At 69.7% G+C, this 16813-nt stretch carries 18 protein-coding genes and 1 pseudogene; 11 read left to right on the forward strand and 8 right to left on the reverse strand.

From position 1 onward, the window contains the following. The 4 genes from QMO76_RS17450 to rimP form a co-directional block, all read right to left on the reverse strand. On the reverse strand, window positions 1-316 hold a 316-nt coding region (locus QMO76_RS17450; protein WP_306362377.1), incomplete at its 3' end, for a translation initiation factor IF-2 N-terminal domain-containing protein. A 115-nt stretch (window positions 317-431) separates the two neighbouring features. Further along, window positions 432-773 carry a YlxR family protein gene (locus QMO76_RS17455; protein ID WP_370450420.1) on the reverse strand — a complete coding sequence of 114 codons (342 nt, stop codon included), beginning with the start codon at window positions 771-773 and terminating at the stop codon, window positions 432-434. A 122-nt stretch (window positions 774-895) separates the two neighbouring features. Continuing rightward, the gene (nusA, locus tag QMO76_RS17460; RefSeq protein ID WP_306362378.1) at window positions 896-1927 is read right to left on the reverse strand and encodes a transcription termination factor NusA; all 1032 of its coding nucleotides are present in this window, start codon (window positions 1925-1927) and stop codon (window positions 896-898) included. Continuing rightward, complete coding sequence (rimP, locus tag QMO76_RS17465) at window positions 1924-2556, reverse strand: ribosome maturation factor RimP (RefSeq protein WP_306362379.1); 633 nt, start codon at window positions 2554-2556, stop codon at window positions 1924-1926. Before rimP ends, nusA begins: the two co-directional genes overlap by 4 nt. Before the next feature lie 309 nt (window positions 2557-2865). On the opposite strand from rimP, the gene QMO76_RS17470 reads away from it, so the two are divergent. From QMO76_RS17470 to QMO76_RS17490, 5 genes are all read left to right on the forward strand, one after another. Further along, entirely contained in the window at window positions 2866-3432 is a 567-nt protein-coding gene (locus QMO76_RS17470) for a hypothetical protein (protein WP_306362380.1), read from the forward strand. After that, window positions 3429-3860: a ferritin-like domain-containing protein gene (locus QMO76_RS17475; protein WP_306362381.1), complete on the forward strand. Its 432-nt coding sequence runs from the start codon at window positions 3429-3431 to the stop codon at window positions 3858-3860. Before QMO76_RS17470 ends, QMO76_RS17475 begins: the two co-directional genes overlap by 4 nt. A 270-nt stretch (window positions 3861-4130) precedes the next feature. Continuing rightward, complete coding sequence (locus QMO76_RS17480; RefSeq protein ID WP_306362382.1) at window positions 4131-5690, forward strand: three-helix bundle dimerization domain-containing protein; 1560 nt, start codon at window positions 4131-4133, stop codon at window positions 5688-5690. A 520-nt stretch (window positions 5691-6210) separates the two neighbouring features. Further along, a complete protein-coding gene (locus tag QMO76_RS17485; RefSeq protein WP_306362383.1) occupies window positions 6211-6828 on the forward strand; it encodes a TetR/AcrR family transcriptional regulator in 618 nt (205 codons plus the stop codon). Between the two features lie 98 nt (window positions 6829-6926). Beyond that, entirely contained in the window at window positions 6927-7409 is a 483-nt protein-coding gene (locus QMO76_RS17490; protein ID WP_306362384.1) for a nitroreductase family deazaflavin-dependent oxidoreductase, read from the forward strand. A gap of 88 nt (window positions 7410-7497) precedes the next feature. Here QMO76_RS17490 and QMO76_RS17495 read toward each other — a convergent pair whose 3' ends face one another. After that, the gene (locus QMO76_RS17495; protein ID WP_306362385.1) at window positions 7498-9255 is read right to left on the reverse strand and encodes a proline--tRNA ligase; all 1758 of its coding nucleotides are present in this window, start codon (window positions 9253-9255) and stop codon (window positions 7498-7500) included. Between the two features lie 58 nt (window positions 9256-9313). Between QMO76_RS17495 and yaaA the strand changes: the two genes are divergently transcribed. Continuing rightward, window positions 9314-10057 (forward strand): peroxide stress protein YaaA, encoded by a 744-nt coding sequence (gene yaaA / locus QMO76_RS17500; protein WP_306362386.1) that lies wholly within the window; start codon window positions 9314-9316, stop codon window positions 10055-10057. 472 nt (window positions 10058-10529) lie between these two features. Here the strand turns inward: yaaA and QMO76_RS17505 are convergent, their stop codons facing one another. From QMO76_RS17505 to QMO76_RS17515, 3 genes are read right to left on the reverse strand one after another with little or no spacing between them, the layout of a single operon-like run. Beyond that, entirely contained in the window at window positions 10530-11021 is a 492-nt protein-coding gene (locus QMO76_RS17505; RefSeq protein WP_306362387.1) for a carboxymuconolactone decarboxylase family protein, read from the reverse strand. Then, a complete protein-coding gene (locus tag QMO76_RS17510; RefSeq protein ID WP_306362388.1) occupies window positions 11018-12097 on the reverse strand; it encodes a dihydrodipicolinate reductase in 1080 nt (359 codons plus the stop codon). The genes QMO76_RS17505 and QMO76_RS17510 overlap by 4 nt, the downstream gene beginning before the upstream one ends. Window positions 12098-12149: 52 nt before the next feature. Beyond that, window positions 12150-12908 (reverse strand): sporulation protein, encoded by a 759-nt coding sequence (locus tag QMO76_RS17515; protein WP_306362389.1) that lies wholly within the window; start codon window positions 12906-12908, stop codon window positions 12150-12152. Between the two features lie 92 nt (window positions 12909-13000). Here QMO76_RS17515 and QMO76_RS17520 point away from each other — a divergent pair, with 92 nt between their 5' ends. From QMO76_RS17520 to QMO76_RS17540, 5 genes and pseudogenes are all read left to right on the forward strand, one after another. Beyond that, window positions 13001-13480, forward strand: a complete 480-nt coding sequence (locus QMO76_RS17520) for a nuclear transport factor 2 family protein (RefSeq protein WP_306362390.1) — start codon at window positions 13001-13003, stop codon at window positions 13478-13480. A gap of 40 nt (window positions 13481-13520) precedes the next feature. Next, window positions 13521-13721 (forward strand): annotated as a pseudogene (locus QMO76_RS17525) (response regulator transcription factor); the annotation flags it as partial. A gap of 66 nt (window positions 13722-13787) precedes the next feature. Continuing rightward, window positions 13788-13940: a hypothetical protein gene (locus QMO76_RS17530; RefSeq protein ID WP_306362391.1), complete on the forward strand. Its 153-nt coding sequence runs from the start codon at window positions 13788-13790 to the stop codon at window positions 13938-13940. An 87-nt stretch (window positions 13941-14027) separates the two neighbouring features. Next, on the forward strand, window positions 14028-15206 hold the full coding sequence (gene tuf / locus QMO76_RS17535) for an elongation factor Tu (RefSeq protein WP_306362392.1): 1179 nt from the start codon (window positions 14028-14030) through the stop codon (window positions 15204-15206). 232 nt (window positions 15207-15438) lie between these two features. Next, complete coding sequence (locus tag QMO76_RS17540) at window positions 15439-16806, forward strand: DoxX family protein (RefSeq protein ID WP_306362393.1); 1368 nt, start codon at window positions 15439-15441, stop codon at window positions 16804-16806. Window positions 16807-16813 lie beyond the last annotated feature (7 nt).

A 16813-nucleotide genomic window follows, 5' to 3' on the forward strand; every position in this document is an offset into this window, starting at 1 on the left:
CGGGCTTGGGCGCGGGGGTCTGCGCCGGGCTGGGACGGGGGCCGGGGCGCGGTCCTCCGGCGGCCGGGGCGGACGGCTTGGCAGCCGGACGCGGGGCCTGGGAGGGACCGGGCTTGGTGGCGCCCTTACCGGCGTTGCCGTTCGCGGGGGCGTTCTTCGACGCGAACGACTCGCGCAGGCGGCGTGCGACGGGTGCCTCCACCGTCGATGACGCCGACTTCACGAACTCGCCCTGCTCCTTGAGCGTTGCGAGTAGTTCCTTGCTCGTGACACCGAGTTCTTTCGCCAACTCGTGCACGCGGGCCTTGCCTGCCACTGCTCTCCTCACTGAGAGGTCGAGCGTGGCACCCATCCGTCGTTAGGTGATGGGGAACCCGCACGACCTCCGGTTATTTCCGATGGCCGATCATCGCTGGGACTTCACGGTGTGCTCATGAGTGCTCGTGCCTGTTCTCTACGTACTGCTCCAGGGCTGAGATATCCAGATTTCCGGACACTCGTAGTGCTCTGCCGAATGCTCGGCGCCGAACTGCCGTGCTCAGACAGGCCGAAAGGGGGTGCAACCAGGCACCCCGTCCGGGAAGTCTGCGCCGCGGATCGGGAACGACCGCAGCCGAATGCTCTCCATCCACATCCTGCGCCACGACCCGCAACAGATCGGCGGCCAGCTCGCGTTTCCGGCATCCCACACATGTCCGCACGGGTGCCGGTCGTTGATCCCGGACCCGCGCGGAGTGCGAAGTAGCCGAAGACTCGCGCTGAGCCTGCGTCAACTCTACCTCCACCGTGTCCCGATCTCCGCATCCGTCCTTCTCGGAAGTTACCAACATGTCATCCGGAAGGTCTGTTCCGCGAATCTCTGCGCTGGTGAGAGCCTATTCGCGGGACATTGTGATCACCCTCGGTGATGCGCCTCCGTACGGGGTGCGCCCGCCGCATCCGGGGCGGCGTCACTGCGGATGTCGATGCGCCAGCCGGTCAGGCGGGCGGCCAGGCGGGCGTTCTGCCCCTCCTTGCCGATCGCCAGTGACAGCTGGAAGTCCGGCACCACCACGCGGGCGGCACGGGCGTCGGGGTCGACGATCGTGACGGAGACAACCTTCGACGGCGACAGCGCATTCCCGACGAAGGCCGCCGGATCGTCGGCGTAGTCGATGATGTCGATCTTCTCGCCCGCCAGCTCGCTCATCACATTGCGCACACGCTGACCCATCGGGCCGATGCACGCGCCCTTGGCGTTGACGCCGGACACGGTGGAGCGCACCGCGATCTTGGAGCGGTGTCCGGCCTCGCGGGCCACCGCCACGATCTCGACCGAGCCGTCGGCGATCTCGGGCACCTCGAGGGCGAACAACCGGCGAACGAGGTTCGGGTGGGTGCGCGAGAGGGTGATCTGCGGGCCGCGCGGGCCGCGGGAGACGCCGACCACGTAGCACTTGATGCGATCGCCGTGCTCATAGGTCTCACCGGGCACCTGCTCGGCGGGCGGGATGAGCCCCTCCGCGCCGTGCGCCTCGCTGCCGATGCGCACCACCACGGTGCCGCGGGCGTTCATCCGGGCGTCGCGCTGCACGACACCGCCGACGATATCGCCCTCGTGCGTGGAGAACTCACCGAAGGACTTCTCGTTCTCGGCGTCGCGCAACCGCTGCAACACGACCTGGCGGGCGGTGGTGGCGGCGATGCGGCCGAAGCCCTCGGGGGTGTCGTCCCATTCGGAGACGACATTGCCGTCGGCGTCCAGTTCGCGCGCCATCACCCGCACCACACCGGTCTTGGGGTTGATGTCGATGCGGGCGTTGGGCTGGTGGCCCTCGGTGTGCCGGTAGGCGGTGAGCAACGCGGACTCGATCGCGGAGATCACCGTCTCCATCGAGATTCCCTTGTCGGCGACAATCGCGCGCAGGGCTTCGATTTCGATGTTCATTCCACGATCCCTTCGGTCGGTGAAGCGGACGCTGCCACTGCTGTCTCTTCGGATACTTCGGGTACCTCCTGGGCACCGGGCTGGGGACGACCCGGTGCGACTCCCCCCGCCAATTCCAGCTCGGCCGCGCCGGGTGGATTGAACTCCACCTGCACGACGGCCGTCTCGATATCGGCCAACGGCACCGTCACCCGGTGCGGGTTCCGCCTGCCGCCGAGCACCAGGGCCACGTCGGTCTCGGTCTCGGTCACGGCCCCGACGCGGGCCTCGAACTTCGGCTTGCCCTCCGGTGATTCGGTGCCGGGGCGCATTGTGACGGCGACTTTTCGTCCCCGGGCCCGCCGCCAGTGGCGGGGCGCGGTGAGGGGGCGGTCGACGCCGGGTGTGGTGACCTCCAGGAGATAGGGGGTTTCTCCGAAGTCACCGGCCTCGTCGAGCAGCGCCGAGAGTTCCGAACTCAGCTCCGCCACGGCGTCCAGATCGGTGGGGCCGTCGCTGTCGACGATCACCTTGATCTTCGCCTGCTCTGTGCCCGCAGCCGCGATCTCGACGCCTTCGAGGTCGAATCCTCGGCGTTCGACGGGCTCAGCAACTAGCTGGCTCACCCTTTCCTCGGTCGGCATCGGCATGTGGGGCGGCTCCTGGTTCAGTTGTGGCGGGTTGAGTTGTCGGTATCGATACAGGTGGGGCCGGTATCGAACGGGTAGAGCGGTGTCGGCGGGCAGCCACGGCGAAATACCCTGCCAAAGGTCTAGCGTAACGCGCTGAAAGAGTGTAAAGGACCAGCCAACGGCCCCGGCTTTCGCCTCGTCGCACCGGCCGCACCGTCGGCGTGTCCATTGCGACGCGCCCGGTGGGGGCCGATATCGATCGAGATCACAGCCTATCCGAGGGGACTGGCGGCGCGGGTCCGCTCGGCGGACTGGCACCATGGATCCGTGCCCAGCAGCCTCCGCCGACATGCGGCCGATCTCACGGTCCACGCCGACCGCTCGACACCGTGTCCCAGCTCACCGTCGTTCACCCTGGACCGCCGCGGCCTGCTACGGCTGGCCGGTGGCGGCGCGCTCGCGGCCGCCGCGGTGGGCGTGGTCGCGGGATGCGCGCAGGATGCCCCGGTCGCACCCGATCCGCTTGTGGCCCAGGAGACCTCGGCCCGCGCCGACGCGGTGGCCGCCACCGCTGCCATCGCGGCGCTGCCCGAGCGGGCCGCGGCACTGCACGCCGTCGCGGAGCAGCGCACCGCGCACGCCGATGCGCTGCGTACCGAGATCGACCGTGTCGTAGGCGTTTACGGCGACGGCACCACGCCCGCGCACCGCACGCCGCCGGTCACCCCCACCGCCCCGGCGACCCCGCCCGCGCTCACCGAGCTGCGCACCGCGCTCACCGACTCACAGCGCTCCGCCGCCGAGTTGGCGGCCACGCTGTCCGGGTATCGCGCCGCCCTGCTCGCCTCCATCAGCGCCGCCTGCGCCACCCACGCGGGGGTCCTGCTCGCATGACCACCGCCGACCAGCAGGCGCTCACCACCGCGTTGAGCGCCGAGTACGCCGCCGTCTACGCCTACGGCGTCATCGCCGCCTACGCCAATCCCGAACGACTCCAGGTGGTTTCGGAGTTCACCGCCGCGCATCGCGCCCGCCGCGACGCCACGGTGGAACTCCTGAAGTCCCTGGGCGCACCCGTCCCCGCACCGGCCGCCGCCTACACCGCCCCCTTCCCGGTCGACGATCCGATCCCGGCCGCGAACTTCGCCGTGGCCGTCGAATCCGACGCCGCCGCGGCGTGGCGCTCGGTGGTGGAACGCGCCGCCACCGAGGATCTGCGCCGCACCGGTATCGAGGCGCTCACCGAGACGGCGGTGCGGCTGGCGACCTGGCAGGCGATACTGGGCACCGATCCGGCCACCGTCGCCTTCCCGGGCCAGTAGACGGCCGCCTCCATCCAGCCCGCCGGTCGAGCGACCGGATCTTCCGAAGTTTATGACCTACTCCGACGCCATCTCCTTCGACTTCCCGTTCCCCATCGACATTCCGTGGTCCGAACTCGAGTCCTGAACGCAGCCCGCTACGTGTTCAGGTATTGAACACCTGTGTGTCGCTGGATGTTTCACGGGTTCGGGTAGACAGCTTCGGAACGTGTCGGTGGGTGTATCCGGCTGGCGCGCGGATGATCTGGTGCGAGGCTGAGGAGATAGCCGGTGACGGTCGAAACCCCCCGAGTTACTGCCCGCGAGGAGAAGGCGCTGGCGCAGATGCGGGAGCGGCTGGTGGATGCCTACGGGCAGGCGCATTCGGTGGAGCGCGTCGAATCCGCGGTGGGGGAGGCGAGGAAGCGGTTCGAGGGGCGCAAGATTCGGGAGTTCGTACCGATTCTGGTGGAGCGGATCGTGCGACGGGAGCTGGAAACCGGCCACGGGGTGGACGCCCCGGGGCAGATGGTCGCCCACACCGGCGCGGCGAACGAGGCACGCGCGGCGGGGAACGAACCACGCGCGGTCGCGAACGAAACGGGCGCGGGGGCGAACGAAACAGGTGCGACGACAAGCGAAACAGGCACGGGGGCGGGTACGCCGCGCCACGCGCGGACCGGGGCGGGCGAGACCGGAGCCGCCGGAGCCGTGGGGGCGCAGCGGCAGGTCGCGCAGCGAGTGCGGGCCGTGAACGTGCGCGACAGGCGGGTACTGGCGGCCACGGCCGTCGCGGTGGTGGCCGTCGCCGCCGTCGCGGTGACGGCCGGGGGCGACGGGTCGGAGTCCGGGCCGGTGACGCCCGCTCCGGCGAACCTCACCACCGTGCGGGGTGTGATCGGGTCCGAGAAGGCGGCGTTCTTCGGTGATCCCCGTGTGATCGAGACGCTGGCGGGCCACGGCCTGACGGTGGAGGTGGACCCGGCGGGGTCGCGGCAGATCGCCACCTCGGTCGACCTGGCGGACTACGACTTCGCGTTCCCGTCGAGTTCCGTAGCGGCGGAGCGCATTCAACGACAGGTGGGGGTGAGCGCGAAGTACACGCCGTTCTCCTCCCCCATGATCGTCGCGACCTTCCGGCCGATCGTGGAACTGCTCACGGCTGCGGGTGCGGTGCGGCCCGGGCCGACGCCGGTGCTGGATATGGCGAAGTACCTGGACCTGGTCGAGCGGGGCACGCAGTGGGACCAGTTGCCGGGCAATACCGCCTATCCGGTGCGCAAGCACATGCTGATCTCCACCACCGATCCGCGCACCTCCAACTCCGCCGCCATGTACCTGGCGGTGGCATCCCATGTGGCGAACGAACATTCGGTGGTGCGCGGGGCCGTGGCCGAGCAGCACGCGCTCTCTCGGGTGGCCCGGCTGTTCACCCGGCAGGGCTACACCGAGAACAGCAGTGACGGCCCCTTCCGGGAGTACCTGTCGACCGGGATGGGCACCACGCCACTGGTGTGGGCCTACGAGGCCCAGTACGTCGAGGCGGCGGTGCGGGGGGAGCTGAAGCCGGACATGGTCATGCTGTACCCCTCGCCGACAGTGGTGTCGCACCACACGGTGGTGCCGCTCACCGACCACGGCGATCGCCTCGGCGCCCTGCTGTCCACCGATCCGGAACTGCAGCGGCTCGCCGCCGAGTACGGTTTCCGCACCGGCGACGCGGCACTGTTCACGGAGGTCGCCGAGCGCGGCCGGGTGCCGGTCACCGCGAACCTCATCGACGTGGCTGATCCGCCCAGCTACGAGACGCTGGAGCGACTGCTCGACGGAGTCGCCGAGTCGTACAACTGAGTCCCGAGGCACGCCCAGCCGCTGAGCCCCGACACACGCTCGGCCACTGAGTTGCGACGCACGCCCGGCCACCAAGTTGCGAGGCACGCCCGGCCACCGAGTCCTGGGCACGCCCGGCCACGATTCCGAAACAGGCTCCGCTGCACCTCCGGATTCGACGACCCGGGTCCGCATCCGACCGGGCTCGACAACGCGATCGGGCTCGACGACCCGACCCGGCTCGACGACCCGACCGGGCCGATGCGACTGAGTTCGACAACGCGGCAGCTCTCTGCCGAGCTGCCGCGATCGAGGGCGCAGACAATCTGCCGCACAGCGGAATTCGCGCGGTCGCCGGGCACGAGCGCTATCGCGTCGGGCACCGATCGTGCCCCGCGCGACATGCGCGTGCGGGCTCGACGATCCATGCGCGCCTGGACCGATCACCCCTACCGGAGTACATTTAGGTCATTCGTACAGGGCAGTCGTACAGGCAAATGCCGACATGGCTGGCCACAGCGGTTACCGAGAGGTGCGGCACATGGTTTCACCAGCGGCGATGCGCGGGCACGAAGTGCGGGAGCGATTGCGGCGGACGGCGGTCACGCTCATCCCCGAACGTGGGTGGACCGCGGTGAGCACCCGGGTGCTGGCCGAACGCGCCGGAGTGAACCCCAGCGTCGTGCACTATCACTACTCGTCGCTGCAAGCGCTGCTGACCGAAGCGGTGACCGGGGAGCTGCGGGCGGCCACCGCTCGCATGACGGCTCTGCTCGACGGCGCCGCCACCCCCACCGACGCCGTGGACGCCCTGCTGGCGATCACCGCCACCTACACCGACGACAATCCGGCCACCCTGCTCTTCACCGAGACCGCCCTGGCCGCCACCCGGGACGCGAGCCTGCGCGCGGCCGTGGCGGCGGTACTGGACGAATTCGTGACCCGGCTCGGCGACTGGTTCGCCGAGCACGGCGTCGCCGACCCGCACCGCGCCGCGGCGGCGGTCATGGCGGCCGTCGACGGCTTGGTCATCCACCGCGCACTGCGGCTGCGTCACACCGGCGATTCGATCGCGGCCGTGCTGCACGGGCTTGTCGCATCGCCATCGCCCCCCGCACCGCCCTGCTCTCCCCACACGCCGAATCCGCAGGCGCAGTAGCCATTCCGGTGTTCCGCCGGGCATCGCGGCGCAAAACCGCCCATCGACAATCGCAATGCCGACGGCCGTGGAGCCGTCGGCGACGGAAGGAGTATCCCGTGGATATCGTGAAGAACATCGGCCCGCCGACCGGCCTGAAGCGCTGGTTCTTCCGGCTGCCGATCCACTTCTACCACTGGCATCTCGGCTGGCTCCTCGGCGGCCGCATGATGCTGCTGCACCACACCGGCCGCAAGAGCGGCAAACCCCGCGAGGTGGTGCTGGAGGTCGTGCACCACGACCCGGCGGACGACAGCTACATCGTGGCCTCCGGCTGGGGCCCCACCGCCGCGTGGTACCGCAATCTGCGGCAGACCCCGGACGTCACCATCCAGGTGGGACGGCGCACCATCCCGGTCACGGCCGAATTCGTGCCGCAGCGGGAAGGCGCGGACGTGTTCGCCCGCTACGCCGTCGAACACCGCCGCGCCGCGGAGAAACTGCTCCCCCGGCTGATGGGTTACCAGGTCGACGGCTCGCCGGCCGACTTCCGCGCCGTCGGCGAACGCATCCCCTTCGTGCGGTTCGTACCGCGCGGCTGAGACTCGGCGGCCGTGGTCTCGTCGCGACCATGCCGAGCGGTTCCGCGGAGCGGATGCGGGCCGCACGAGCCCGGTCGGCCGCCCGAACTCAGGCGCGCGCCTTGGCGAGCACGGCCCGCACCGCGTCCTCGGCGGGGATCTCGTCGCCGGTGCCCGCGAACCGGTCGCGCAGTTCCACCTTGCCGTCGGCCCAGCCTCGACCGACGACCAGGACCAGCGGCATGCCGAGCAGTTCGGCGTCCTTGAACTTCACGCCCGGGGAGGCGGTGCGGTCGTCGAGCAGCACCTCGAGTCCGGCCGAGTTCAGTTCCGCCGCGACCTGTTCGGCTCCGGCGCGGGCGCCGGAGTCCTTGTTGGCGATGACGACGTGCACGTCGAAGGGCGCGATCTCGCGCGGCCAGCGCAGGCCCTTGTCGTCGTGCATCTGCTCGGCGACCACCGCCACCATGCGGGAGACGCCGACGCCGTAGGAGCCCATGGTGAGGCGCACCGGCTTGCCGTTCTCGCCGAGCACGTCGACGTCGAAGGCGTCGGTGTACTTCTGGCCGAGCTGGAAGATGTGGCCGATCTCGATACCGCGCGCGGCCTCGAGCACGCCGCGGCCGTCGGGCGAGGGGTCGCCGTCGCGCACCTCGGCGGCCTCGATGGTGCCGTCGGGGGTGAAGTCGCGTCCGGCGACCAGGCCGACATAGTGCTTGCCGGGCTCGTCCGCGCCGGTGATCCAGGCGGTCCCGCTCACCACGCGCGGATCGACCAGGTAGCGAATGCCGTTGGCCAGCAGCGCCTTCGGGCCGATGTAGCCCTTCACCAGGAAGGGGTTGGCCTTGAAGTCGGCCTCGTCGAGCATTTCCACCTCGGCCGGTTCGACCGCGGCTTCCAGACGCTTGTCGTCGACCTCGCGGTCGCCGGGGATGCCGATGCCGAGGATCTCGGTCTTGCCGTCCGGGTAGCGCAGCTTGACCATGACGTTCTTGAGGGTGTCGGCGGCGGTCACCGGGTGGCCCAGCCGCTCGGCGATCCCGGCGGCATCGGCCCAGTCGACCAGCGTCGCGATGGTGGGGGTGTCCGGGGTGTCGTGCACGACGGCCTCGGCCTGGCCCTCGATGGGGATCTCCGGCGGCGCGGGGGTGACCACGGCCTCCACGTTCGCCGCGTACCCGGAGGCGCGGCAGATGACATAGGTGTCCTCGCCGACGGGGCTGTCGGCCAGGAATTCCTCGGACGCCGAACCGCCCATGGCGCCGGAGGTGGCGGCCACGATCACGTACTTGACGCCGAGCCGGTCGAAGATGCGCTGGTATGCCTCTCGGTGGGCGTTGTAGCTGTTCTTCAGCCCGTCCTCGTCGAGGTCGAAGGAGTACGAGTCCTTCATGATGAATTCGCGCCCGCGCAGAATGCCCGCGCGCGGACGGCCCTCGTCGCGGTATTTGGTCTGGATCTGGTACAGGGTGACGGGCAGATCCTTGTAGGAGTTGTACTCGCCCTTCACCGTGAGCGCGAACAGTTCCTCGTGGGTGGGACCGAGCAGGTAGTCCTGGCCCTTGCGGTCCTTGAGCCGGAACAGGGCGTCGCCGTATTCGGTCCAGCGGTTGGTGGCCTCGTACGGTTCGCGCGGCAGCAGTGCCGGCAGTGAGATCTCCTGGGCGCCGATGGCGTCCATTTCCTCCCGAACCACGTTCTCGACCTTGCGCAGCACGCGCAGGCCGAGCGGCAGCCACGAGTAGACACCGGGCGCGATGCGCCGCACGTATCCGGCACGCACCAGCAGTTTGTGGCTGGGCACCTCGGCGTCGGCGGGGTCGTCGCGCAGCGTACGCAGGAACAGGTGGGAGAGGCGGGTGATCACGGCTCCACAGCGTAGCCGCTGCACAGGGGAACTCCGTAAGGGATTACCGTGTTCGCTCGTGCTGGTGCTGCTGCCTCCCTCCGAAACCAAGTCCGATGGCGGATCGGGCGGTCCGCTGGATCTGGACGCCCTGTCGTTGCCGCAGCTCACCAAGGTGCGCGACCGGCTCTGCACCGAGTTGACGGCCCTCGCCGCCGACCCGGACGCCGCCCGTGCCGCGCTGGGCCTCGGCAAGGGGGCCGACGCCGAGATCGCCCGCAATGCGGCGCTGCGCTCCTCCCCCACCCGGCCCGCGTTGGACCGCTACACCGGGGTGCTCTACGACGCCCTCGACGCCGCCTCCTTCACCAAGGCGCAGCGGGCCAAGGCGCAGGCGAGGGTCGGCATCGGCTCGGCGTTGTTCGGGGTGGTGCGCGCGGGCGATCCGATTCCGGCGTACCGGCTCTCGGGCGGTTCCAAGCTGCCGGGTCTGCCGACCTTGCAGTCGGTGTGGAAAGAGGTGCTGCCGCGGGCATTGCGGGAGGAGACCGACGGTGAGCTCGTGGTGGATCTGCGCTCGGGCACCTATCAGCAGCTGGGCCGGGTGCCGGGAGCGGTGACCGCCACCGTGCTCACCGAGCGGCCGGACGGGTCGCGAACCGTGGTCAGCCACTTCAACAAGCACCACAAGGGACTGCTGGCCCGCGCCCTGGTGCTGACCCGCGCCGAGCCGACCGATGTGCGGGGGCTGGCGCGGGTGGCCGAGAAGGCCGGGCTGCGCGTCGAGATCGCCTCGCCCACCGAACTGCTCGTCATCACCTGACGCTGCCGGATCCGCGGGCCGGTGTCGAACACCGACGTATACCCCGCTAGACCACTTTCTCGTACCCCCGTCGGCACGGGCGGTTTCCGGTGTCCCGGGGCAACCGGACGGCCGGGCAGCGACTCCCCGGCGACACCGGGGCGACCTCACGAACCGAGCCACCGCGCATCACCGCGATGAATCCGGCCCGAATCGCGCGGGTGAGCAACGCCACCGCACAGCTCGAGCTATCGGCTCGCGCGGACCCCCGGTTCGCCGCCACGGCCGCGCGGTCCGGTTCCGAAACCCCCGATGTCCGACTTGTCTTGGGATACAACGGATATGAGACAGGTACCTCCTGTCCCGGGAAGGGCGCGGACGGTGAGCGATATCGATACCAACGACGACGACTTCGAGGGCGAGGACGTGGTGGCGGTCTGGCCGCACCCCAGTCCACTCGACGCGTGGTGGAACACGGTGATGAACCGCGGCCCTACCGCGGGGTCGAGTGGCCGGGCAGGACACACACGGAGTCGAGTCCCAGTACGTGATTGAGCCGGCCGAACGCCAGCCACGATCCGATGCACATGCTCAGTTCCACGATCTCGGCCTGGGTGTAGTGCCCGGTCATCCGGGTCCAGAACGCGTCGTCGAGGTTGTGGTGGTCGAGGGCGTAGCGTTCGGCGTACTCGGCCGCCATGCGGGTGCGCTCGTCGAAGGCCGCGGTGGTGCGCCACTCGGCGACGGCGGCGTCGAAGCCCTCCTCGACCTTCCGCCCGTCACGTTCGGTGCGCCAGTCCTGGCAGAACAGGCAGCCGTTGAGCTGGGCGATCCGCAGTCGGGCGGCCTCGAATTCGCGCAGTCCCAGGGTGGTGTGCTCGTAGACGGCGAGGGAGAACCGGGAGGCGGCCGTGCCGATGCCGGGCACCATCTCACCCCACACGTAGCCGATCGGATCCTTGCCCGCGGGGATGTCGATGATCATGTGCGTGCCTTTCCGAGAATGCCGACGCCCGCGCGCAGCGGGACGTCGAGGGCGTCGTAGAGTCCGGGTTCGGCGGCGGCCAGCCAGTCGATGGCACCGACCAGTCTGCCTACGGCCGTGGCATTTCCGCCCGCGGAGCGATTGCCGCCCTCATCGGTGGCCTCGATGCTCACCTCGATGCGGGGGCGGCCCTCGAGGATGACGCGATGCGCGCCGTCGCCGCTGGGCGGGGTGGGCCAGTCGGCGGCGCAGCCGACGTGGATGCGGGTGACGTGTTCGATGACGATGCGGGGTTCGCCGCCGATGATGCCCTGCACCTCGAAACGCACGGCTCCCTGTGTGCCCGCGGCGAATTCACCCATGAGTTCGGTGCCGACGGTCTCCTCCAGGGCGCGGCGGTCGACGGTTTCGCGGATCTCGCCGAGTTCCGCGCCGAGGCCGCGCGCCATGAGCCGAATCTGCCCGCCCCACACCATGGTCGGGACGCCCGCCGCGAGCATGGGCGGCTCGTAGTCCATGGGCTGGCCCATGCCGACCAGGTAGCGCACCGAATCGGGCTGGTCGTAGGTGCTGTAGTCGAAGATCTCTTGGCAGCGGACGACGTCCACGGTGCTGGCGAGCCCGGTCATGAGCAGCGGCAGCACGTCGTTGCCCCAGCCCGGGTCGATACCGGAGACGAACAGCGAACCACCGCCCGCCGCAATCGCTTCCAGCACCTGTTCGCGCAGATCGGCGGGGGCGCTGCGATGGTCGTAGAAGGCATAGAGCGCGGGCGTGACGACCACGGCTCCGGCGCGCAGCGCGCGCACGATGTCGGTGAACGCCTCGAAGGGGCGGATATCTCCCGACGCGGCGTAGACGACGGCACGGGGTTCGCCCGCCAGCGCGGCGTCGATGTCGTCGGTGGCCGCGACGCCCAGTGCGGTGTCGAGTCCGGCCAGCGCACCGGCGTCCCGGCCGACCTTCTTCGGGTCGTGCACGAGGACGCCGGTGAGCTCGAGCGCTGGATGCGCGGCGACGGCACGGATTGCGGCGCGGCCGACATTGCCGGTTCCCCAGACCAGGGTGGCGATCATGCCGGGAGGGTAGCAACCGTTTGGTGCCGCCCGAGGCTATTTCGAGAACACGTTACAGTTTTGCCAGGCGCTCGTGCAGCACCGACGCCCAGTCGGTGTGGTCGAGAGCGCCGTAGTCGACGTGGATCACGTCGAACACATCGCGCCCCTCGCGGATCCAGCCGCCCTTCTTGTCCGCCTCGAGCACCACGTCCATTCCGTCGCGCCGGGCCACGAAGGTGACCTCGAGCTGGTTCAGCCGCGGATAGTTGCGCGAGCGGCCGAATTCGATCTCCTGATAGAACGGCAGCTGCTGCTGGATGCCGCGCAGGCGACCGGCCTCGACGTCGGCGCGATGCAGCGGAAAGCCGAACTGCTCCAGGGTCGCGAGCACGACGTGCTGGGCGGGCAGCGCGCCGATCCCGAGCGGGTCGCGGTCACCCGGGTCCACCGCACCGCCGACCTCGACCACGGTGCGGACGAAGACCTCCATACCGGGCAGATGCCGACCGTTGTAGAAGGTGATCGGGGTTTCCATCGGGGTGTGCAGCGAGAACGGGAATTCGTAGGGCGCGCTCCCGGCCAGGGTGAACGACCCGTGCACGTCGGCGGACCAGAAAGCGCGGTAGGCGTCGTACTCCTCGTCGGCGTGCTCGATTTCGACCCGGGTCACCAGTTCCACCGCGATGCGGTCGATCTCCTGTTCGACGCTCCCCCCGCGCAGGCGGACGACACCGTGCACCGTTTCGCCGGGTTGCACTCCGGGCGTGTGCAATTCGGTCCGTACCTCGGCCCCACCCACTCCGACGGCGGCCAGCAACTTCTTGAACATGGGCCACAGCCTGACCGGCAACCCTTGTCGATCGCTTAACAGGTGCTCTACCCTGCTGCGAACTAGAACATGTTCCCAGGAAGGTGTCCGGTATGGACCTGGAAGCCGTGGAGAGCATCCGCTCCCTCAAACACCGCTACCTGCGGTGCCTGGACCTCAAGCAGTGGGACGAATTCGCCGGCACCTTCACCCCCGACGCGACCGGTGACTACGGATCCCCCTCCGGCGGTAGGCCTTTGCGGTTCACCGGCCGCGACGCCATCGTCGACTACATGCGCTCGGCGCTGAGCGCCAATATCATCACGGTGCACGTCGCCACCCACCCGGAGATCGAGGTGGACGGCGAGACCGCCACGGGCAGTTGGTGTCTGGAAGACACCGTGATCGTGCCCGAATACCGCGTCATGATCCGAGGCGCGGCGTACTACCGCGACCGGTACCGCCGGGACGACGGGCGCTGGCGCATCGCGCACACCGGATACGAGCGCATCTTCGAGGCCACCATGTCACTCGACGCCCTGCCGGGGTTCACCCTCACCGCCAATCGCTGGGCTCCCGCCGAATCCGCCTGAGACGAGCACGCTTCCGGAATCAGCCGGCGGCCTGGACGAGCTCACCAATCGCGAGCGCGAAGCGGTGGCGCTGGTCGCCCGGGGGCTGTCCAGAGACGAGATCGCCGATCATATGGTCATCAGCCCGCTCACCGCGAAAACCCATGTCAATCGGGCCATGACCAAACTGCGGGCGCGGGACCGCGCCCAATTGGTGGTTCTCGCCTACGAATCCGGTCTGGCGGTGCCGCGCGACGGCTGATGCCGCTGCCGGGAGTACCGGGTGCGCGGGAGCCGGGACGCGAGAGCGCAGCGCGTCGGAAAGTCGGTGGCACGTCGGAAATTCGGTGGCGGACACGGCCCGGCGGACGGCACCATGGTCGGCATGTTCCGGCAGCTGATCATCGTCTCGCCCGCGGCAGCGGGCGCGATGACGGCTGCCCTGGTGGTCGCATCCGCGTTCGACGGCGCCCGACGCTGACCTTCCCCGGGATGTCCCCGGGACCTCGGATGGGGAAGGTGGTTCGTCGCCGAGGTCCCGATCCACGACTCCCAGAGAGAATTCATCATGGCCAAGCAGGCCTTCGTCCGCACCAAGCCGCACCTCAACATCGGCACCATGGGTCACGTCGACCACGGCAAGACGACGCTGACCGCCGCCATCACCAAGGTGCTCGCCGAGCGCGGCGGCGGTTCCTACATACCGTTCGAGCGCATCGACCGCGCGCCGGAGGAGATCGAGCGCGGTATCACCATCAATATCGCGCACGTCGAATACGAGACCGACACCCGGCATTACGCGCACGTCGACATGCCCGGGCACGCCGACTTCGTGAAGAACATGATCACCGGGGCGGCGCAGATCGACGGCGCGATCCTGGTGCTGTCCGCGCAGGACGGGGTGATGCCGCAAACCGTCGAGCATGTGCTGCTGGCCCGGCAGGTCGGGGTCGAGCACCTGGTCGTCGCCCTGAACAAGGCCGACGGCGCGGATGCCGAACTGCTGGAGCTGGTCGAACTGGAGGTGCGCGAGCTGCTGAGCGAGCACGGCTACGACGGCGCGGCCACGCCGGTGGTGCCGGTCTCGGGTCTGCTCGCGCTGCGGGGTGACCCGCACTGGTCGGCGGCGGTGCTGCGGCTGCTGGACGCGGTGGACGACCACATCCCCACGCCCGTGCGCTACGCCGACGCGCCGTTCCTGCTGCCGATCGAGAACGTGCTCACCATCACCGGGCGCGGCACCGTCGTCACCGGGGCGGTGGAGCGCGGGCGGGTCCGCATGGGCGACCGCGTCACCGTCGTCGGCTACGGGCGCGAGCTGGAGACCGTGGTCACGGGTGTGGAGACCTTCGGCCGCACCATGGAATTCGCGGAGGCGGGCGACAATGTCGCGCTGCTGCTGCGCGGAGTGCAGCGCGATCAGGTCCGGCGCGGGCAGGTCGTCGCCGCCACCGGCAGTGTCGAGGTGCGCACCCGGTTCACCGCGCGCCTGCACCTGCTGTCGGGGGCGGAGGGCGGACGGCGGACGCCGATCACCACCGGCTACCGGCCGCAGTTCTACCTGCGCACCGGCGATGTGGTCGGCGACGTCACCCTCGCCACCGCGACGATGGCGATGCCCGGCGACACCGTCGAGGTGACGGTGACGCTGGGGCAGCCGGTACCGCTGGAGCCGGGCCTCGGCTTCGCCGTCCGTGAGGGCGGCCGGACCGTGGCCGCGGGCTCGGTGCTCCGGGTCGACGGGTAGCACCAGACCGCTCGGGTATCGCGTCCGGCCCGACCGCCACCGCGGTCGGGCCGGACGTGCGCGCGCGATCGGTCACTGCGATCCGGGGGCGCGCCGGACGCGGCGAGGCCACCCCGCGTTCTGGGGGCACAGAACGTCGGGGCACAGATTTTGGTGGATACGACGAGATCACGGGGTGCCATAGCGTTTCGGCCGCAAAGGATGTGGGCGCGCTAGCGGTGGAGGGATCGACGTGGTTGCGCAATTGGCGGTCGAGGAGACTCGCGCGGACGAGCCGGAGACCGTCGTGCGGTGGCATCCGCTGACACGGGTGGTTTTTCGGTTCGGGTTCGTCTTCATCGGCATCGGCATGGCGGGCGCGTGGCTGGTGCACACGCTGGTGCGGTCGGTGGGGGTGCCGCAGGATGTGGTGCTCGGGCTCTCGAAATGGCTGGCGCTGTCTCCGCTGACCGATCGGGTGGGTGAGGGAATCTTCGGCGTGACAGTCGATTACACGCCGACCGGCAGCGGTGACACCGCGGCGCACTGGGTTTCGCTGTTCACGCTGCTGCTGGTCGGCCTGGCGGCCACGGCGGTGTGGTCGGCGCTGGACCGGCACCGGCCGAACTACGTGCGGCTGTACGCGTGGTTCCGGCTGCTGCTGCGCCTCGCGCTGATGAGCGCGCTGCTGCTGTACGGCATGGTCAAACTGCTGCCCTCGCAGATGACGTTCTATCTGGAGCGGTTGGTGGAGCCGTTCGGGCAGATGAGCCCGATGGCGGTGCTGTGGGCGCAGACCTCGCTGTCGGAGCCGTACGAAATCGCCTTGGGCGCGGCGGAAGTGGCGGCGGCGCTGCTGCTGGTGCTGCCGCTCACGGCCGGGCTGGGGTCGGTGCTGGCGGTCATCGTTGCCATGCAGGTGCTGTTGCTGAATCTCACCTTCGATGTGCCGGTGAAGCTCTTCGCGGGCCAGCTGCTGGTCTGGGCGCTGATCGTCGCCGCGCCCGAACTGGTGCGCATCGTCCGAGCGCTGCTCGGCCGCGCCGTCGGCGTCCGCGCGGCCGAACCGCTGGTCTCGACGGCGCGTGCCCGGCGCATCCTGGTGGGCGCGCAGGCGGTGCTCGGCATCTGGCTGTTGTTCACCGCCACCGTCGAGGCCCACGACGCCTGGCGCAGCACCGGCAACGGCCGCGACCGCTCACCCCTCTACGGCATCTGGGATGTCACCGAATACACCGTGGCGGGCGAGACCGTGCCCGCGCTGACCGACTTCGACGCCGCGCCCGCCACCGGCTCGGCGCTCGACCCGGCCGAGCGCTTCCGGCGCGTCATCTTCGACATCCCGCAGGGTGTGACCGCACAGCGCATGGACGACTCGCTGCTGTCCTTTCCGGCCCGCATCGACACCGAGCGGCAGACCATCACGCTGTCCCAGGACACCTCGCACACCTGGCCCCTCGGCATGTTCGGCTACCAGCGGCCGGAACCGGACCGCCTCATCCTCACCGGCCAGCTCGGCGGCCGACCGGTGCGGATGCTGCTGGAGCTGGTCGACCTGGACCGATTCCCGGTGGTCTCGCGCGGTTTCCACTGGGTCTCCCCCGCGCCCTACTACCGATAGGATCCGG

Source organism: Nocardia sp. CC227C, assembly GCF_030767025.1.
Classification (GTDB): Bacteria; Actinomycetota; Actinomycetes; order Mycobacteriales; family Mycobacteriaceae; genus Nocardia.